Source organism: Rhizobium sp. CG4 (assembly GCF_023701965.1).
Classification (GTDB): domain Bacteria; phylum Pseudomonadota; class Alphaproteobacteria; order Rhizobiales; family Rhizobiaceae; genus Agrobacterium.
In genome coordinates, this window is sequence record NZ_JABAEG010000014.1 from 1 (window position 1) to 16,319 (window position 16,319).

The 16,319-nt window shown below is 57.7% G+C and carries 13 protein-coding genes; 8 read left to right on the top strand and 5 right to left on the bottom strand.

Annotation, left to right across the window (positions count from 1 at the left end):
- Nucleotides 1-334: 334 nt before the first annotated feature.
- Nucleotides 335-1,588, bottom strand: a complete 1,254-nt coding sequence (gene tyrS, locus HGO37_RS25665; protein WP_250985854.1) for a tyrosine--tRNA ligase — start codon at nucleotides 1,586-1,588, stop codon at nucleotides 335-337.
- 141 nt (nucleotides 1,589-1,729) lie between these two features.
- Between tyrS and HGO37_RS25670 the strand changes: the two genes are divergently transcribed.
- Together HGO37_RS25670 and HGO37_RS25675 are read left to right on the top strand one after the other, a co-directional pair.
- Nucleotides 1,730-2,851: an anhydro-N-acetylmuramic acid kinase gene (locus tag HGO37_RS25670; protein WP_250985855.1), complete on the top strand. Its 1,122-nt coding sequence runs from the start codon at nucleotides 1,730-1,732 to the stop codon at nucleotides 2,849-2,851.
- 35 nt (nucleotides 2,852-2,886) lie between these two features.
- On the top strand, nucleotides 2,887-3,369 hold the full coding sequence (locus HGO37_RS25675) for a hypothetical protein (RefSeq protein WP_250985856.1): 483 nt from the start codon (nucleotides 2,887-2,889) through the stop codon (nucleotides 3,367-3,369).
- A gap of 79 nt (nucleotides 3,370-3,448) precedes the next feature.
- On the opposite strand, the gene HGO37_RS25680 is transcribed toward HGO37_RS25675, so the two are convergent.
- A complete protein-coding gene (locus HGO37_RS25680) occupies nucleotides 3,449-4,201 on the bottom strand; it encodes an SDR family NAD(P)-dependent oxidoreductase (protein WP_250985857.1) in 753 nt (250 codons plus the stop codon).
- Nucleotides 4,202-4,309: 108 nt separating this feature from the next.
- Between HGO37_RS25680 and HGO37_RS25685 the strand changes: the two genes are divergently transcribed.
- The gene (locus tag HGO37_RS25685; protein ID WP_250985858.1) at nucleotides 4,310-5,212 is read left to right on the top strand and encodes a LysR family transcriptional regulator; all 903 of its coding nucleotides are present in this window, start codon (nucleotides 4,310-4,312) and stop codon (nucleotides 5,210-5,212) included.
- A gap of 56 nt (nucleotides 5,213-5,268) precedes the next feature.
- Here HGO37_RS25685 and HGO37_RS25690 read toward each other — a convergent pair whose 3' ends face one another.
- Nucleotides 5,269-6,132, bottom strand: coding sequence for a DMT family transporter (locus HGO37_RS25690; RefSeq protein ID WP_250985859.1), 864 nt, complete (start codon nucleotides 6,130-6,132; stop codon nucleotides 5,269-5,271).
- A gap of 85 nt (nucleotides 6,133-6,217) precedes the next feature.
- Here HGO37_RS25690 and HGO37_RS25695 point away from each other — a divergent pair, with 85 nt between their 5' ends.
- A complete protein-coding gene (locus HGO37_RS25695; protein ID WP_250985860.1) occupies nucleotides 6,218-7,636 on the top strand; it encodes an aminotransferase-like domain-containing protein in 1,419 nt (472 codons plus the stop codon).
- Between the two features lie 116 nt (nucleotides 7,637-7,752).
- Nucleotides 7,753-8,838, top strand: a complete 1,086-nt coding sequence (locus HGO37_RS25700; RefSeq protein WP_250985861.1) for a MerR family transcriptional regulator — start codon at nucleotides 7,753-7,755, stop codon at nucleotides 8,836-8,838.
- An 85-nt stretch (nucleotides 8,839-8,923) separates the two neighbouring features.
- Here HGO37_RS25700 and HGO37_RS25705 read toward each other — a convergent pair whose 3' ends face one another.
- Nucleotides 8,924-11,311 carry a penicillin-binding protein 1A gene (locus HGO37_RS25705; protein WP_250985901.1) on the bottom strand — a complete coding sequence of 796 codons (2,388 nt, stop codon included), beginning with the start codon at nucleotides 11,309-11,311 and terminating at the stop codon, nucleotides 8,924-8,926.
- Nucleotides 11,312-11,901: 590 nt separating this feature from the next.
- A complete protein-coding gene (locus HGO37_RS25710) occupies nucleotides 11,902-12,657 on the bottom strand; it encodes an SDR family oxidoreductase (protein ID WP_250985862.1) in 756 nt (251 codons plus the stop codon).
- Nucleotides 12,658-12,727: 70 nt separating this feature from the next.
- On the opposite strand from HGO37_RS25710, the gene HGO37_RS25715 reads away from it, so the two are divergent.
- The 3 genes from HGO37_RS25715 to HGO37_RS25725 all read left to right on the top strand — a co-directional run bounded on the left by HGO37_RS25715 (nucleotide 12,728) and on the right by HGO37_RS25725 (nucleotide 16,219).
- On the top strand, nucleotides 12,728-13,354 hold the full coding sequence (locus tag HGO37_RS25715; RefSeq protein ID WP_250985863.1) for a TetR/AcrR family transcriptional regulator: 627 nt from the start codon (nucleotides 12,728-12,730) through the stop codon (nucleotides 13,352-13,354).
- A 137-nt stretch (nucleotides 13,355-13,491) separates the two neighbouring features.
- Nucleotides 13,492-15,093: an EAL domain-containing protein gene (locus tag HGO37_RS25720; protein WP_250985864.1), complete on the top strand. Its 1,602-nt coding sequence runs from the start codon at nucleotides 13,492-13,494 to the stop codon at nucleotides 15,091-15,093.
- A 64-nt stretch (nucleotides 15,094-15,157) separates the two neighbouring features.
- The gene (locus HGO37_RS25725; protein WP_250985865.1) at nucleotides 15,158-16,219 is read left to right on the top strand and encodes a YwqG family protein; all 1,062 of its coding nucleotides are present in this window, start codon (nucleotides 15,158-15,160) and stop codon (nucleotides 16,217-16,219) included.
- Nucleotides 16,220-16,319 lie beyond the last annotated feature (100 nt).

A 16,319-nucleotide genomic window follows, 5' to 3' on the forward strand; every position in this document is an offset into this window, starting at 1 on the left:
GCGGCCCATTATGAGGACGGTCGATGAGACCAACTCCCGTTCGGGCGCACGACCGCATGCTCCTCGGGGTGGCCACCTCGGGGAGCATCCAACTTCTCAAGCATTAAAGCATAAATCGGACAGACAATTCCCGTGCCTGTCACGGAAATCTAGTCGACGCGCGTCGGCGCGGCGGAAAGGGCTTTTCATCCCAAGGACTTGGGATGGGCCTGGATTCCCGCAACAAGTGCGGGAATGAGGGAGGCTGGGGTGAGCGTCGGTTTTCAAACTGTGCGTCCCAAACAAAAAGGCCGCTTGCGCGGCCTTTCCATCTATCATTCATGGGTGCTGGCCATCAGGCCGGGCGAACCAGAATGTGCTTTTTCTTGCCCAGCGACAGCTTGATGACATTGTCTGCCGTCACGTCGCCCGTGCCGATGATCTGACGTTCGTCGGACACGGCGTTGTCGTTGATGCGCACTGCACCACCCTGAATGTGGCGGCGGGCTTCACCATTCGATGTGGCAAGGCCAGCGCGAACGATCAGCGACAGCAGGCCAAGACCGGCTTCCAGCTCGGAAGCAGGAACCTCGATCGATGGCAGATTGTCGGCCAGCGCACCTTCTTCGAAAGTCTTGCGCGCGGTTTCTGCCGCTTCTTCGGCCGCTGTGCGGCCGTGCAGCATGGCGGTGATTTCGGTCGCGAGGATTTTCTTGACCTCGTTGATCTCGGAACCAGCCAGCGCCGAGAGGCGAGCAATCTCATCCATCGGCAGCGTGGTGTAGAGCTTGAGGAAGCGGGAAACATCCGCATCCTCGGTATTGCGCCAGTACTGCCAGAAATCATAGGCCGACAGCATGTCCGGGTTCAGCCAGACAGCGCCGTTCAGCGACTTGCCCATCTTGGCACCGGAGGCGGTGGTCAGAAGCGGCGAAGTCAGCGCGTAAAGCTGCGGTGTACCCATGCGATGACCAAGGTCGATACCGTTGATGATATTGCCCCACTGGTCGGAACCACCCATCTGCAAACGGCAACCGTAGCGCTTGTTCAGCTCCACGAAGTCATAGGCCTGCAGGATCATGTAGTTGAATTCGAGGAAGGACAGCGACTGCTCGCGGTCAAGGCGTGTCTTGACACTGTCGAAGGACAACATGCGGTTGACCGAGAAGTGACGGCCGACATCGCGCAGGAATTCCAGGTAGTTGATGTCACGCAGCCAGTCGCCGTTGTTGATCATCAGCGCAGGCTTGCCGGACTTATCGTAATCGAGATAGTTGGCAAACACGCGCTTGATGGAGGCGATGTTGCTCTCGATGGTGTCGATGGTCATCAGCTGGCGGGCATCATCCTTGAAGGACGGATCGCCAACCATGCCGGTGCCGCCACCCATCAGCGAGATCGGCTGGTGGCCGGTCTGCTGCATCCAGTGCAGCATCATGATCTGGATCAGGCCGCCGGCGTGCAGGCTAGGTGCGGTCGGGTCAAAGCCTATATAGGCGGTCACGGTTTCCTTGGCGAACAATTCGTCAAGACCTGCCTCGTCGGAGATCTGGTGAATGAAGCCGCGCTCGTCGAGCGTGCGGAGGAAATCGGACTTAAACCTGGACATAACCTTTTGTTCTCTCTGGTGTCATGTTTTCAAGTGCTGGCAAGCAGCAAACGCCGGGGCTTTAGCATTGTTTTTTGAATTGTGCACCAGTTTCAGCCATGAATGTTAAAAACGAATCCTTGATCAGGCAGGAGTAGCGGTGTGGGCACTATAAAAACGGCAATTGGCCTGATGAGCGGCACGTCGATGGACGGCATCGACATTGCCATGCTGCGCACCGATGGCGACTCATTTGTCGAGCGTGGGCCAAGCGGTTATTTTCCCTATGACGCCACCTTGCGGGCCAAATGGCAGCAGGCGCTGGTCACTGCGAAAAAGATCAATGAGCGTCGCGAACGGCCGGATGATCTGGCCGATGCCGAGACGGCACTGACGCTGTGCCATGCCGCCGTCGTGCAATCCTTTCTCAAGCGGAATGGTCTGGTGCCATCGGATGTTGATGTCATCGGTTTTCACGGGCAGACCGTTTTGCACCGGCCTGACGACGCGCTGACGGTGCAGATTGGCGACGGGCCGCTTCTGGCGCGTGAAACCGGTATCGATGTTGTCTATGACATGCGCGCCAATGACATGGTGCATGGCGGGCAGGGCGCGCCGCTTATCCCGGCCTATCACGCCGCCCTTTCGGCCAATCTGCCAGAGGCTTTTCAAACACCTGCGGTATTCGTCAATATTGGTGGCATTTCCAACCTGACCTTTATCGGCAATGGCGGCGCACTTGCGGCTTTTGACAGCGGTCCCGGCAACATGCTGATCGACCAGTGGATGGAGGCGCATACCGGCCAGACCTTTGACAAGGGCGGGCAGGTTGCGGCCAAGGGCAGTGTCAACGCGGCGTTGAGCGAACGTTATATGGCAAGCCCGTTCTTTTCGGCCAACCAACGGCGGTCGCTCGACCGCGGTGATTTTCTGCCGCCGCAAAAGGGTGAAATCTCTCTGGAAGATGGCGCGCGCACGTTGTCTCATGTTACGGCAGCCGCCATTCTCAAATCCGCGACCTATCTGCCGGACCACACCAAGACCTATATTGTCTGCGGTGGCGGGCGCCTGAACCCGGTGATCATGGCGGAGTTTGCCACCCTTGCTGCTGAAAAAGGTGCCAAGGTGGTGTCGGCCGAGGCGGCCGGTTTTGATGGCGGCGCGATGGAGGCTGAGGCCTGGGCCTATCTTGCCGTGCGCTCACTCAGCGGCCTGCCGCTGACCTATCCCGGAACAACCGGTGTGAAGGAGCCGGTGAGCGGCGGGGTTCTGGCAAAGGCATGAGGTTCCGGCCGTTCCGAAGACGTGAGAAAGTCCCGATGCCCAAAGACCGTATCGATGATTTGCAACTGCACATTGAGACCCTTTGGGCCAGTATCGGTAGGACTGCGGCTGTGCAGATTATGCGACGCCCTCAGGATGATGGCAGCCCGCATGTGGAAATGCGTGGTGACCTCTATGATATCGTTATTACCGAACGTGGATCGGAAAATAAGCGTATTGCCGGTCTTACACTCAACGATGCAGCGCGCTGGTTTGTGTTCGTCATGGCGGTTGGCCACGGCCAGAAAGAAGAACTTGAAAACCGCCACGTACCTGACGATGCGCCTTTGCTGGCATCTGGGCTGAAGGATGACGGTTATTCCCGCTGGAACTGGATGGCACCAGCAATCGAGATCATGGCGAAGATTTCACCGGAGTTTGGCGTGTGGGCTGAGGATTATTACGGCCAAGTGCTGAAGCTCTATCCGCTTGAGGCGTATGAGAAACGCAATTCCCGCTACCCATTGCCTGTTGAATAGTGCTGTGCCTGTCGAATAATGCGGTCGAGGAGGGCGTTGCCACTCTCCTCGTAACCTGTTGCTCAAATTCATGATGTGGTCAAATCTGCGCCTGACCACCATCAACGAACAATTCGATGCCGTTGACGAAGGAGGTTTCGTCGGAGGCCAGGAACAGCACCGCCTTGGCGATTTCTTCCGGCTGGCCGATGCGACCGGCGGGAATGAGGCTGGACAGGTAGTTCTTGGTGTTTTCGGCACTTTCGCCATTGCCGAACAGTTCATTGAGGCCGGCGGTGTCGGTCAGACCTGGGCTGACGGCGTTGACGCGGATGTGGCGGTCCTTCAGGTCCAGGATCCAGTTGCGGGCAAAATTGCGCACTGCCGCCTTGGTGGCAGAGTAGACGCTGAAGGCTGGCGTGCCGGAAATGCTTGTTGTCGATGATGTCAGGATGATCGAGGCACCGTCACGCAGCAACGGCAAAGACTTTTGTACCGTAAACAGTGTGCCCTTCACGTTGGTGTCGAAGGTTTTCTCGTAATGCTCTTCGGTGATGGCACCGAGGGCTGCCATCTCACCGCCGCCGGCATTGGCAAACACCACGTCGATCTGGGCATGTTTCTGCTGCACGGCATCATAGAGGCGGTCGATATCGACCAGCTTGCTCATGTCGGCCTGCACGCCAGTGACACGGCCACCAATTTCCTTGATGGCGGCATCCAGTGCATCCTTGCGGCGTCCGGTGATGAACACGAATGCACCCTGCCGCGAGAAGGCTTTTGCGGTGGCGAGGCCAATGCCGCTGGTGCCGCCGGTGACGATTACAACCTTGTTTTCAAATGTCTTGCTCATTGTCTTGTCTCCTTGTTGACGACCCGTTGTCGTTGGAATGAACATGACAGCAGAACGATGATGCAAATAGTCAGCAAAACTGTTACCCATCGTTCCGTATGGAGAACGATGATGCGATCTGATCTGAATGATCTCGTGTATTTTGCTGAAGTGGTCACCCATGGCGGGTTTGCAGCGGCGGGCCGGGCACTGCGGGAGCCGAAGTCAAAGCTGAGCCGCCGGGTTGCCGGGCTGGAGGCGCGTTTCGGTGTGCGGCTGATCGAAAGATCCAGCCGGCGCTTTCGGGTGACCGATGTCGGGCAAACTTTCTATGAGCGGTGCAAGGCGATGCTTGAGGAGGCGGAACGCGCCGAAGCGCTGGTCGCAGAGGCGCAGTCCGAACCCCATGGGCTAATTCGCATGAGTTGCCCGACCGGTCTGGTGGAACCGATCTCTGCGCTGATAACCCGGTTTCTCGGGCAATATCCCAAGGTGAGGCTGCAACTGGTGGCGATTGACCGCCCGGTCGATCTTATCGAGGAACGTATTGATATTGCGCTGCGTGTCCGCACGTCACTGGACGGTGATGCATCGCTGACCATGCGCTCGCTCGGCAATTCGGTGCGTATTCTGGTGGCAAGCCCGCAACTGGCCGGACGCATTGGCGAGATCGACCAGCTCGCTGCGCAGGCAACACTGTCGACCACCGACGATCATGGCGAGGTCAACTGGTTTCTGGAAACCGATGATGGGCGCAGCCACACGCTGCGGCATGAACCACGAATGGGTTGCGCTGATTTTACCGCTGTGAGAGCAGCGGCCATTGCCGGGTTGGGCGTGGCTTTGTTGCCGGACCATACCTGCCGTCAGGCGCTGGATGAGGGCAGGCTGGTGCGCGTGCTGCCAGCATGGCGTGGCGTGAAGGGGCTGGTGCATCTGGTGTTCACCACCCGGCGTGGCCTGCCGCCGGCGGTGCGCAAATTCATCGACAGTCTGGCGGCGGAATTTCCCAAGGACGCCTTGGCGCGCTGATGGGAAAATCCAGCCAGCCACCCCTCAAAAAAGAGAGTGGAGGCTGGCGGAATGGCTTACCGTGCAAAATGTTTGGCGCCGGCCACGCAAGCAATGACGGCAACCGTTACGGCAAGCATGCCCCAGGTTACCGGTTCGTTGAGCAGGGCTGCGGCCAGTGCAAGACCAAGGAACGGCTGCAGCAGTTGCAACTGGCCAACGGCGGCGATGCCACCCTGCGACAGGCCGCGATACCAGAATACAAAACCGATCAACATGCTGAACAATGAGACATAGGCAAGTCCGATGAAGGCGGGCATGTGAATGTCTGAAAATGTCGTGGGCATGTAAAGAAAGGCAGCGGGCAGCATCAAGGGCAGGGACAAAACCAGCGCCCAGCAGATCACCTGCCAGCCGCCCAGCGTGCGTGACAATCTGCCGCCTTCGGCATAACCCAGACCGCAGACGATGACGGCGGCCACCATCATCAGGTCACCAAATGGCGACACACTCAGTCCCTGAAACAGTGCAAAACCGGCAACCAATGCGCTGCCAAGAATGGAAAAGGCCCAGAAGGCTGGCTTGGGTCGCTCGCCGCCACGGATTGCGCCAAAGACCGCAGTTGCCAGCGGCAGCAGCCCAATGAACACGATGGAATGTGCCGAGGTCACGTGTTGCAGTGCCAGCGCCGTCAACAACGGAAAGCCGACCACCACACCACCGGCCACCACGGCCAGTGACACCAGTTCGCGGGGTGACGGACGTTTCTGTTTCAGCGCCAGCAAAAAGGCGAGTGCCAGCAGGCCAGCGATTGCGCCACGCGCCACTGTCAGAAACACCGGGTCAAACTGCATGACGGCCACACGGGTGGCCGGAAGCGACCCGCTGAAAATGACCACGCCGATAAAGCCGTTGATCCAGCCCGCACTTGTCCGTTCCATAATTCACTCCATTCATTGTCTCCCTGTTATCCAGCAAACCATTGGCGACACCAGTTACAGTCTGGTACAGTCTGCCGAAACTGTTATGGACACGAAGGCAGTACAGATGGCGGAAAATGCCAAGGGCCAGACACGGGTAGCCACCGTCATGTCAACGATCCGCCAGCGGATTGCCGGGCGAACACTGACGCCGGGTGCAAAGCTGCCTTCAGTGCGGCGGCTGGCTTCAAGCCTTGATGTTTCGACGTCAACCGTGGTGGAAGCCTATGACCGGCTGGTGGCGGAAGGTGCCATTCTGTCACGTCCCGGTTCCGGCTTTTATGTTGCCAGTCAGGTGGCGCCGTTCACGCTGACGCAGGCCGGGCCAAAGGTTGACCGGGCGGTTGACCCGTTCTGGGTGTCGCGCCAGTCGCTGGAGGCGAATGATGATAATCTGAAGCCCGGTTGCGGTTGGCTGCCGCCATCCTGGCTTCCCGAAGACAGTATCCGGCGGGCGTTGCGCGCACTGTCGCGGGCTGACGGCGCAACACTTGCCGATTATGGTTCGCCGCTTGGGCTTCCTGGCCTTCGCCAACTGGTGGCTCGGCGCATGGCCGAAAAGGGCATGGAGGCATCTCCCGACCAGATCATGCTGACGGAGTCAGGTACGCAGGCCATTGATCTCTTGTGCCGTTTCCTGCTGGAGCCGGGGGATACAGTGCTGGTGGATGATCCCTGTTACTTCAATTTCCATGCGCTGCTGCGTGCGCACCGCGCCAAGATTGTCAGTGTGCCCTATACGCCGAACGGGCCATCTATCGACGCTTTCGCCAGTACGGTCAGCGAGCACCGTCCGCGCCTCTACATCACCAATTCCGGCATACATAATCCGACCGGTGCTGCACTTTCGCCTGTCACCGCGCACCGGGTGCTGAAGATCGCCAATGAGTTCGATCTGACGATCATAGAGGATGACATCTTCTCCGATCTGGAGCAGGTGCCAGCACCACGACTTGCGGCCTTTGACGGTCTGGACCGGGTCATTCACATCGGCAGTTTTTCCAAGACGCTTTCGGCCTCGGCGCGCTGCGGATTTGTTGCGGCAAAACCGGAGTGGATCGAAGGGCTGACTGATCTGAAGATCGCCACATCCTTTGGCGGTGGCCGCATGACGGCGGAGCTGGTTTTGAATGCGCTGAGTGACGGCAGCTACCGCAAACATCTGGATGCGACGCGGCTGAGACTGAGCCAGGCAATGAATGACGTGTCGTCCCGGCTGGAAAAGCTTGGCGTGACGCCGTGGATCATGCCTACGGCTGGCATGTTTCTGTGGTGCCAACTGCCTGACGGCGCGGATGCAACAGATGTTGCCCGGGCAGCACTTGAGCGCAAGGTGGTGATGGCGCCCGGCAACGCCTTCAGCCTTAGCCAATCAGCCACCAGTTTCATGCGTTTTAATGTGTCGCAAAGTCTCGACCCACGGGTGTTTGAGGTGCTGGGCGGTATTCTCCGGCGGCGAGTGTAGCGGAAACGCATTGGCGCGCTGGCAGGCGCCAGCACGCAAAAAACTGAAAAAAGCCTCTTGCACCGTACCCAACGTCATACCTTACATCAGGGGCATGATTGAGCGGGAACGAGTGCATGCATATGGCAGCAAGCGATGAAAATTTCGAACTGACGGCGGCGCAATGTGCGCGGCGTGTCGGCATTTCGGTGCGCGCCTTGCGGCACTATGAACAGGCCGGAATCATCAAACCCCGCCGGACCGACAAGAACTGGCGTCTCTATGGCGCGAGGGAAGTCGCACGTCTCTATGAAATTCTGACGCTGAAACATCTTGGCCTCAGCCTGCAGGAAATTCGCGGCATTCTGGTTGGCAGGACCACCGATCTCGCTGGCTTGCTTGGCATGCAAAGCGAAACGCTGCAGGCGCAGCTGGAGCGTACACAAAATAGTCTGGCCACCATCAATACGCTGCGCGGCAAGATCGCGGCTGGTGGCGATCTATCGATTGACGATCTGTTGAAACTGACCAAGGAGGCAAACATGGCTGACATATCGCCCGATGCCGTGGCATGGCGCCGTTATGAACAGGCGCGGCCGCGCAGTGAAAAAAAGATCGATCCGTCGCTCTATGGCCAATATGCCGGAAATTATCTGCTGGACGGGCTGGGTTACGTCATCACGCAAAAAGACGGCAGGCTTTTTACCCGCATGACAGGACAGCCGGAGCTGGAAATCTTTGCCGAAGATGTCGACCGGTTTTTCTACAAGGCGGTTCAGGCGCAATTGACCTTTACCCGCGATCACACCGGTACCGTTATCGGGCTGGTACTGCACCAGAACGGTTATGAGCAGGCAGCGCCACGGGTGCAGGAGGTCGTGGTCAGCGAGTTGGAAAAAGGCTTGTCCGAGCGGGTGAAAAACCGTCAGCCATTTGAAAATAGCGAAGCGCTGTTGCGCCAGCTGATTGAGCAGCACCAACGTGGTGAGCCTGATTACGAGCAGATGAGCCCGCTGCTGGCCCAGGCAGCCAGCGAGCAGATCGATGTCATAAATGCTGATCTGGCACGGCTGGGGCCTCTTCGTGACATCAGTTTCAAGGGTGTCTCGCCGGAAGGCTGGGATGTCTACGATGTCAGGTTTGAAGAGGGTGAGTTGGAATGGCGGTTCACACTGGCGGCGGATGGCAAATTTGCCGGTATCCTCATCCGTCCGCCACTGTGAGTGCCGTTATGAGTGTGGTTTCGATGTTTGTTTCGACACTGGTCTCTGTTGTGGTCGAGATCGCGCGCCTGTCGCAATCTCTTTTCTAGAACAGACCGACGGCACCCTCGCGCAGTATTTTCTCCGCCTGCGGGCTGGCAACCAGCGGTGCCGATGCACCATTATCCTCCAGCGTGGTGAAATATGTGGCCGGTGTGGTGCCCGGTTTGAACATTTCCTGCACGCCGTCTGGATCATCCGGCGTGGTGGCCATGCCGGTGGTGCGGCTGATGAGATAGGCGGTCATGCCAGCGGGAACGTGGAAGTTCGACACGGGAACCTTGTCCAGCGCCGCAGACATGAAGTCATTGAACACAGGTGCTGCCAGTCCGCCGCCGCTGCCGGCACGGCCAAGACTGCTCGGTTCGTCAAAACCGATATAGATGCCGGTCACGAGTTCCGGCGTAAAGCCGACGAACCATGCATCATGGTTGGCATTTGTCGTGCCGGTCTTGCCAGCGACCGGGCGACCAAGCTTGACGTGGCGCGAGGCTGTGCCACGTTCAACCACGCCCTGCATCATCGATACGGTCTGGTAAGCGGTCATCGGGTCAAGCACCCGCTCGCGCGTATCGGTCAGTTCCGGTTCCGACTGTCCGTCCCATTTTTCGACGTTGCAGTTGTCACACTGGCGCTGGTCCTGACGGAACACTGTCTTGCCGGTGCGATCCTGCGTGCGGTCAATCAGGCTTGGCGTAACCTGCAACCCGCCATTGGCAATCACCGAATAGGCGGCGACCATTTTCATCAGCGTGGTTTCACCTGAGCCGAGTGACATCGACAGAACCGGCGTGCGGTGATCATAGATGCCCAGACGATCCGCGTATTCCATCACGGTGTCCATGCCGACGGCATTGGCAAGTTTTGCGGCCATGACATTGCGGGAATGTTCGATGCCGAAACGTAGCGTCTGCGGCCCGGCATAGCTGTCGCCGTCATTCTTTGGTGCCCACACCTGATCACCGAGGCGGAATTCGACCGGTTCGTCACGGATAACGGTGGCGGGAGAAAAACCATTGTCGAGGGCAGCTGCGTAAACGATTGGCTTGAACACCGATCCGGGCTGGCGCAGTGCCTGTGTGGCACGGTTGAATTGCGACTGGGTGTAGGAAAAGCCACCGACCATTGCCACAACACGGCCAGTCTGTGGCTGCATGGAAACGAGGGCGCCCTGCACCTTGGGGAACTGCCGCAAACGATAGTCACCGGAGGACTGTTTCTCGACCAGCACCACGTCACCGGCTTTCAGCAAATCGCGGGGTTTCTTTTTGCCCAGAGCCCATTTCATGCCGGCCGCAGCAAGGCGAACGCGGCTGTTATCGGCGTCCTTCAGGGTCAATTCAGCGTCGTCAGGGCCAATGGCATTGACGATTGCCACAGACCAGTCCGGTACATCAGTATCGGTCTTGATCTTGGCAAATGCCTCCTGCCAATTGTTGACGAGATCGATATGGTCAATCGGGCCGCGATAACCGCGCTGTTCATCATAGGCGAGCAGGGCGGTTTGCAGCGCCAAGCGGGCCTCACGCTGCAATTTCGGGTCAAGCGTGGTGCGGATGGAATATCCGCCCTGATAAAGCGCCTGTTCGCCCAGTTCGTCGACCATGGTCTTTCTGACGTCATCGATGAAATAACCAGCCTCGGCAAATCTGGTCGGTGCCGGTTGGCGGCCCACGCCAAGCGGTTTCTGTTTTTCAGCCAAGGCGAGATCTGCGGCGACGTAACCGTTTTCCACCATGCGGTCGATCACCCAGTTGCGCCGTTCCACCGCCGCCTTCTCGTACAGGAAGGGGTTGTAGTTGGACGGACCCTTGGGCAGGGCGGCAAGATAGGCTGCTTCGGCAATGGAGATTTCGCTGACCGGTTTGCCGAAATAGGTCAAAGCCGCCTGGGCAATGCCATAGGAGCGCTGGCCAAAGAAAATCTGGTTCAGGTAAAGCTCGAGAATACGATCCTTGGAAAACGTGCCTTCCATACGGATCGACAACAGGGCTTCCTTGATCTTGCGGGTCATGGTCTGGTCGGAGGTCAGCAGCAGGTTCTTGGCCACCTGTTGGGTAATGGTGGACGCACCAACCATACGTTTATCGCTGCCCATATTGGTCAGGTTGACGGTGATGGCGCGCGCCAGACCAATGAAGTCCAGACCGTTATGCTGGTAAAAGTTCTTGTCTTCTGCGGAAATGAAGGCCGCCTTGACGCGGTCCGGCACCGACTGGATGGGCAGGAACAGCCGTGGCTCAGAGGCAAACTCGGCGACCACATCACCATTTGATGCGTAAAGCCGCGACTTCAGCGGCGGGGTATAATCCTGCAAGCTGGTATAATCGGGCAGATCCTGCTGAACGGTGGCAACCAGCACGGCAACGCCAGCGGCGCAAAGCAGCAGGCCCATGCAGGCGATGGAAAAGAAGTAACCGATAAGTCTGAACAACTGCATTCTCACTTGCGGGAATTTGCGGGCGTGCCGGCGGCCATTCAGCCGCGGGCGAGGTCACCGGGGAAACCGGTGATGCGTCATTGCGATCATCATTGCGGCGAGGCTGAACGATCTAAGGCGTCAGCAGACGCACAGCATGTCTCACGTCGAGTTTACGAAGTGAACTTTCGCAGCAGCGCTGGTGGGGGCGCAGAAATCACGGACGAACGAAGCCCGAAAACGCATCGTCATAGTGTCACTGTTCTTTCTCGGCATTGATGGTGTCATCGGTGGAGGCCAGATCGGTCAAGGTCTTGCAATGTCTGATGTCACCGGTTGGGTGGGGCCGACACGATTGCCGCGTCGCGCCCGAGATGGCGGATCGTCATGGCGAAATCTGGGCAACCGACATCAATAGGGTGTGACTTTATGCTGAATCCACAGGATAATCTGAGGCGGATGAGGTGATGCAAAACGCGCCATGTTTGACGGCGGATCCGGGGCGCAGTCAGTCCCTGTCACAAGGATTTCCAACGAAGCGATAAAGCCGCAATGCAGTTGCGGCCTTTGTTTAGTTGCAGACGGTTTACAAAAGAACCGCGTGGTTACTCGCCCTTCGACCAGGCAAGGGCGTCTACGCCGGCTGGCAGGACAGTTGGGCAGGCCGGGTCAGTTGCAGCACGGAAAACCGCTTCTGCTACGTCCTGCGCCGTGGTCACGGCATTGGGGTCATGCGCTTGCATCTGCGACAGCGTCTGCTGCGCAAAGTCCTGATAGGCAGGGGGAAACCAGCCGCGTTTTGCGATCATCTCCTGCGCATTCGCGGCAAAGCTGGTCGATGGAGCGAGACCGGGAACAACAACGCGGGCCTGAATGCCGAATTGGCTAAGTTCCGGCACCGCAGCCTCCGTCATGGCGGTCAGTGCGGCCTTGCTTGCGCGGTAGACGGACAGGAGCGGCACCGGTTTGTAGATGGTACTTGAGCTGACATTGACGATGACGCCGGAGCGGCGCTCACGCATGCCTGGCAATACTGCCTGCATCATGGCCATGGCGCCAAACAGATTGGCTTCGAAAATCTCGCGTGCCGTATCGAGCGGGGTGCCTTCAATGGCGTTCAGCCAGCCGATGCCGGCATTGTTGACGAGGACGTCGATTTGGCCTGCCTTTGCGACGGCGTCAGTAATGCTATTTGGCTTGGTAACGTCGAGTGGCAGGACATGCAGCGCATCGGAGGCTGGAAGCGTGCTGGCCTCCGGGTTGCGCATGGTGGCAAAAACCTGCCAGCCCTTGTCGAGGAAGTGCAGTGCGGTTTCGCGGCCAAACCCGGTCGAGCAACCGGTTATGAGAACGGTGTTCATGAAATAATACCTTTGCTTTGGAAGGACCATTTCAATATATGAATGTTTCCTCAGGTTTGGTATTCGCATCATGAACAGGCTCGGTCCAACGCTGCTAAAGCCCAGAAAAGCGCCGAAACAGACGCGCTCTGTCGCCACGATAGAGGCCATTCACACCGCCACTATTCAGGTTTTATTGGCCGAGGGGGTGGCGCGTCTGACCACGACACGGGTGGCGGAACGCGCCGGCGTCTCTATCGGCACAATGTATCAATATTATCCGCACAAACAGGCGCTGTTGTTTGCGATTGTCGAACAGCAGCTAGAAACGGTGACAGCCTTCATGCTGGCGGCGGCCGACCGGCTGCGTGGCAGGCATGTCGGGGACGTTGCTGAAGGTCTGGCCACCGCCTGGCTTGACGTCAAGACCTCCGACAGCCAAGCCTTCCGGGCTATCTACAGCATCGCTGCCGAGTTTGATCTGGCGGAAGGCATGGGGCGGGCACTCAAACATATGGCTGAGGTGATGTCTCAATTGCTGGCAGCCGCACCGGATGCCAATTTTGAAGATTGCGATGCTGTTGCCTTCATGCTGGCATCAATGATTGGCGGTTCGGTGCGCACGGTGATGGATGCGGCGGCGTCGGAAGAAAACCTGATGCGCCTGCGACGCGAACTGCCCTTGGCCTGCCGCGCCTATGTGACGGCAGTGCGATAATCTGTTCCGGATCGGACGCTGACCCGCAGTAAAGATAACAAAATTCAATTCTGGGAAGCTACGGTAAGATTATGACAACCGGAAATGGATAAATAGAGCAAGGTTGCGTTGATCCCGGTGTTTTCAAGGAAACAGACATGCGGCGAAACAGTGTTCTGGCAATTGCATTCAGTCTGGCGATTTGCGCCGGCGTTTTGCCGCTTCTCGCCGCCTATTACATTTCGCGTGAACGGGCATTCGTGCTGGAACGTCGCCACCTTGCCGATTATGCCGACTGGACGTTGCAGCGCGCCGATCTGAATATTTCCAGAGCCAGAACTGCGCTAGAGACTGTGATGTCAGAACATCGCGAGACCTGTTCGGCCGCCGATATTACCCGTCTTCAGGAGATCACCACAGCAACCCTGTCAGTTGAGGAAATTGCCATCACCAATGGTGGTCGCGTGATTTGCAATAGTTGGGGACCAGTGCGTGATGAGGAGCATGTTAGCGGTGAGCCGATGCCACTTTCAGACGGTTATATGTTGCGTCTGAACGGTGGTGGTCTTTCGGATCCCTCGCAGGGCATGCTGGTGGTCAGCCATGGAGAGTTTCATGCGCTGTTAAAACGTGAACGGCTGGTGGATGTGCTGCATGACACACCGATGCTGCTTGGCGTTGCCTCACTGTCTGGCCAGCCGATCATGGTGTCCGGTGACGCTGACCCCGCGCTTGTCTCGCGGTTGGTCAGCCAGCAGGTCAGCGGCTTCAACGAAAGTGAAGTGTTTTCATCGCGCCGTGGCAAGGACTTTGCCGCTTTTGCTATCTCCAGCCGCAGCGTTGTTGATTGGCGAACGGACGGACAACTCTGGAAGATGATTCCAATCGGCGTTGGCGTGTCTTTGGCGCTGATTGCGCTGGTGGTCTGGATATCGCGGCAACGGCTGTCACTGGCCGGTGAGTTGATGACAGGCATTCGTCGCAAGGAGTTTGTCGCTCACTATCAGCCCATCATCGAATTATCGACTGGACGTTGCGTCGGTGCCGAAGCGCTTATTCGCTGGCCACGACCCGATGGCTCGACAGTCAGGCCAGACCATTTCATTCCATTTGCTGAAGATCATGGGATGATTGGCCAGATCACGGAACTTGTGATCGGCAATGTCATTGCCAGCATGAAGACGGCGCTGGTTGAGCATCGCGACATGCATATTGCCATCAATCTTTCCCCTGAAGACGTGGAAAGCGGTCATTTCCTGACACTGGTATCCGACGCATTGAAACAGACCGGCGTAGAGACCTCGCAAATCTGGCTGGAGGTAACGGAACGTGGTTTCATTCACGCCGATATTGCCCGCGCGACACTGACCAAGGCGCGCGACGCCGGTCATGTGATTGCGATTGATGATTTCGGTACCGGATATTCCAGCCTTTCTTTGCTGGAAAGCCTGCCAGTCTCTGTGCTGAAAATCGACAAGTCCTTTGTCGATGCGATTGGCCAGAATGCCGCCACCAGTCTGGTGACCCCACATATCATCGAAATGGCGCACAGCCTGAAACTGAAGATGGTGGCGGAAGGCATTGAGACCGTGGAGCAGGAGGCCATCCTTGTGCAGTCGGGCGTGCAATACGGGCAGGGCTGGCTATATTCCAAGGCGCTGCCCTTCGAGGAATTCATGGCCTTTTACAAAAAGCGCAATGCCGGCCTTGAGGAGGGCGGCGCTGCTGTGCCGGTCGGTGCTGCGTCCGGAAATGTGTAAAAACTGAGAGCGGCAGCGGTTGGGTGATCCAGCGTTCACCGCAACGCTCTTAAGGAAGGTGATCATGCAGACAGAAGCTTTTCCTGATAATACTGATGCCTTGCGACGTTCCCTTGAAGAAACCAGCCTTTCGCCTGATGTCATTTCGCATCTGGTTTCGCAGGCGCGTGCTGCCATTCTGTTGAGCACGAGTGAAAGCGACGAGGATGACATTCCGCTTGGAGCATCGAAGATTGGCGGCCGGCCGGACCTGCCACGTGGCATGGCATGGCCAACACGGCCAGCCTATCCCGATGCGGTGACAAGAGCCTCGGGCCATCGCAAGGAAGCCGAGCGACTGTTGGCAGATTCCAAAAAACCGCGCTCATGGATGACACCGGAACAGGGTGAACGGTTCAGCGCCGAATACAAGGCCAAGGCCGATGCGATAGAGACAGAGTTTCCTTTGGCGTTTCTAGGCCAGATCAATCTAACCGAATTGTCTGTTGAAAGCGGGTTTGATCCGATGTTTCCGAACAAGGGTCGCTTGCTGCTGTTTTACGATTACTGGGAACAGCCGGAAGATTTTACGCCGGAAGCCTCTGTCGGCTGGCAGGTGCTGTTTGATGAAACGCCTGAGGATGCGTTGGTGCGGACAGACATACCGTCAGCTTTGACTGGCATTTCCGATGATCAGTGGTCATGTGTGTTCAAGGCAGCGCGCATTTCGACGCGTAGCATCCTCACGCCCATTCCACCGAATGATAAGGGTTGGGGTGCGTTTTCCTTGGAAGATGACGAGGCACTCGATGAATATCAGGAGTGGTTATCACAGTTCGGAACGCCAGACATGGAAGGGCGCGACAACCATCAGTTCGGCGGCTTTCCGCAGACTTTGCAAAATGGTCTGCAGGCCACTGCGCAGTTGGTGACACATGGCCTGAACTGCGGCAGAAGCGAGGTGTGGAAGACCGATGAGGCAAAGGAGCTGATCAAATCGGCTGGCGAATGGCGGTTGGTGATGCAGCTTGGCGTGGACAAGCATGCCGGTATTCCATCACCCGGCGCCTATTACGTGATCATGCGCGATGAGGACATTGCCGCACGCCGTTTTGATAGGGCAAGGATTACGTATCAGTGTGATTGAGAGGGGGCGTATCACGCGGCCCTCATTCCCGTGCTTGTCACGGGAATCTAGTCGACGCGCGTCGGCGCGGCGAGAGGATGTCTTTTCAGCCCGAAGACTC

Excerpts from the sequence above, each read along its gene's own strand:
- HGO37_RS25690 (WP_250985859.1), bottom strand. The coding sequence starts at position 6,132 with ATGGAACGGACAAGTGCGGGCTGGATCAACGGCTTTATCGGCGTGGTC.
- tyrS (WP_250985854.1), bottom strand. The coding sequence starts at position 1,588 with ATGTCCAGGTTTAAGTCCGATTTCCTCCGCACGCTCGACGAGCGCGGC.
- HGO37_RS25710 (WP_250985862.1), bottom strand. The coding sequence starts at position 12,657 with ATGAACACCGTTCTCATAACCGGTTGCTCGACCGGGTTTGGCCGCGAA.
- HGO37_RS25680 (WP_250985857.1), bottom strand. The coding sequence starts at position 4,201 with ATGAGCAAGACATTTGAAAACAAGGTTGTAATCGTCACCGGCGGCACC.
- HGO37_RS25700 (WP_250985861.1), top strand. The coding sequence starts at position 7,753 with ATGCATATGGCAGCAAGCGATGAAAATTTCGAACTGACGGCGGCGCAA.
- HGO37_RS25675 (WP_250985856.1), top strand. The coding sequence starts at position 2,887 with ATGCCCAAAGACCGTATCGATGATTTGCAACTGCACATTGAGACCCTT.
- HGO37_RS25725 (WP_250985865.1), top strand. The coding sequence starts at position 15,158 with ATGCAGACAGAAGCTTTTCCTGATAATACTGATGCCTTGCGACGTTCC.
- HGO37_RS25695 (WP_250985860.1), top strand. The coding sequence starts at position 6,218 with ATGGACACGAAGGCAGTACAGATGGCGGAAAATGCCAAGGGCCAGACA.
- HGO37_RS25715 (WP_250985863.1), top strand. The coding sequence starts at position 12,728 with ATGAACAGGCTCGGTCCAACGCTGCTAAAGCCCAGAAAAGCGCCGAAA.
- HGO37_RS25720 (WP_250985864.1), top strand. The coding sequence starts at position 13,492 with ATGCGGCGAAACAGTGTTCTGGCAATTGCATTCAGTCTGGCGATTTGC.
- HGO37_RS25685 (WP_250985858.1), top strand. The coding sequence starts at position 4,310 with ATGATGCGATCTGATCTGAATGATCTCGTGTATTTTGCTGAAGTGGTC.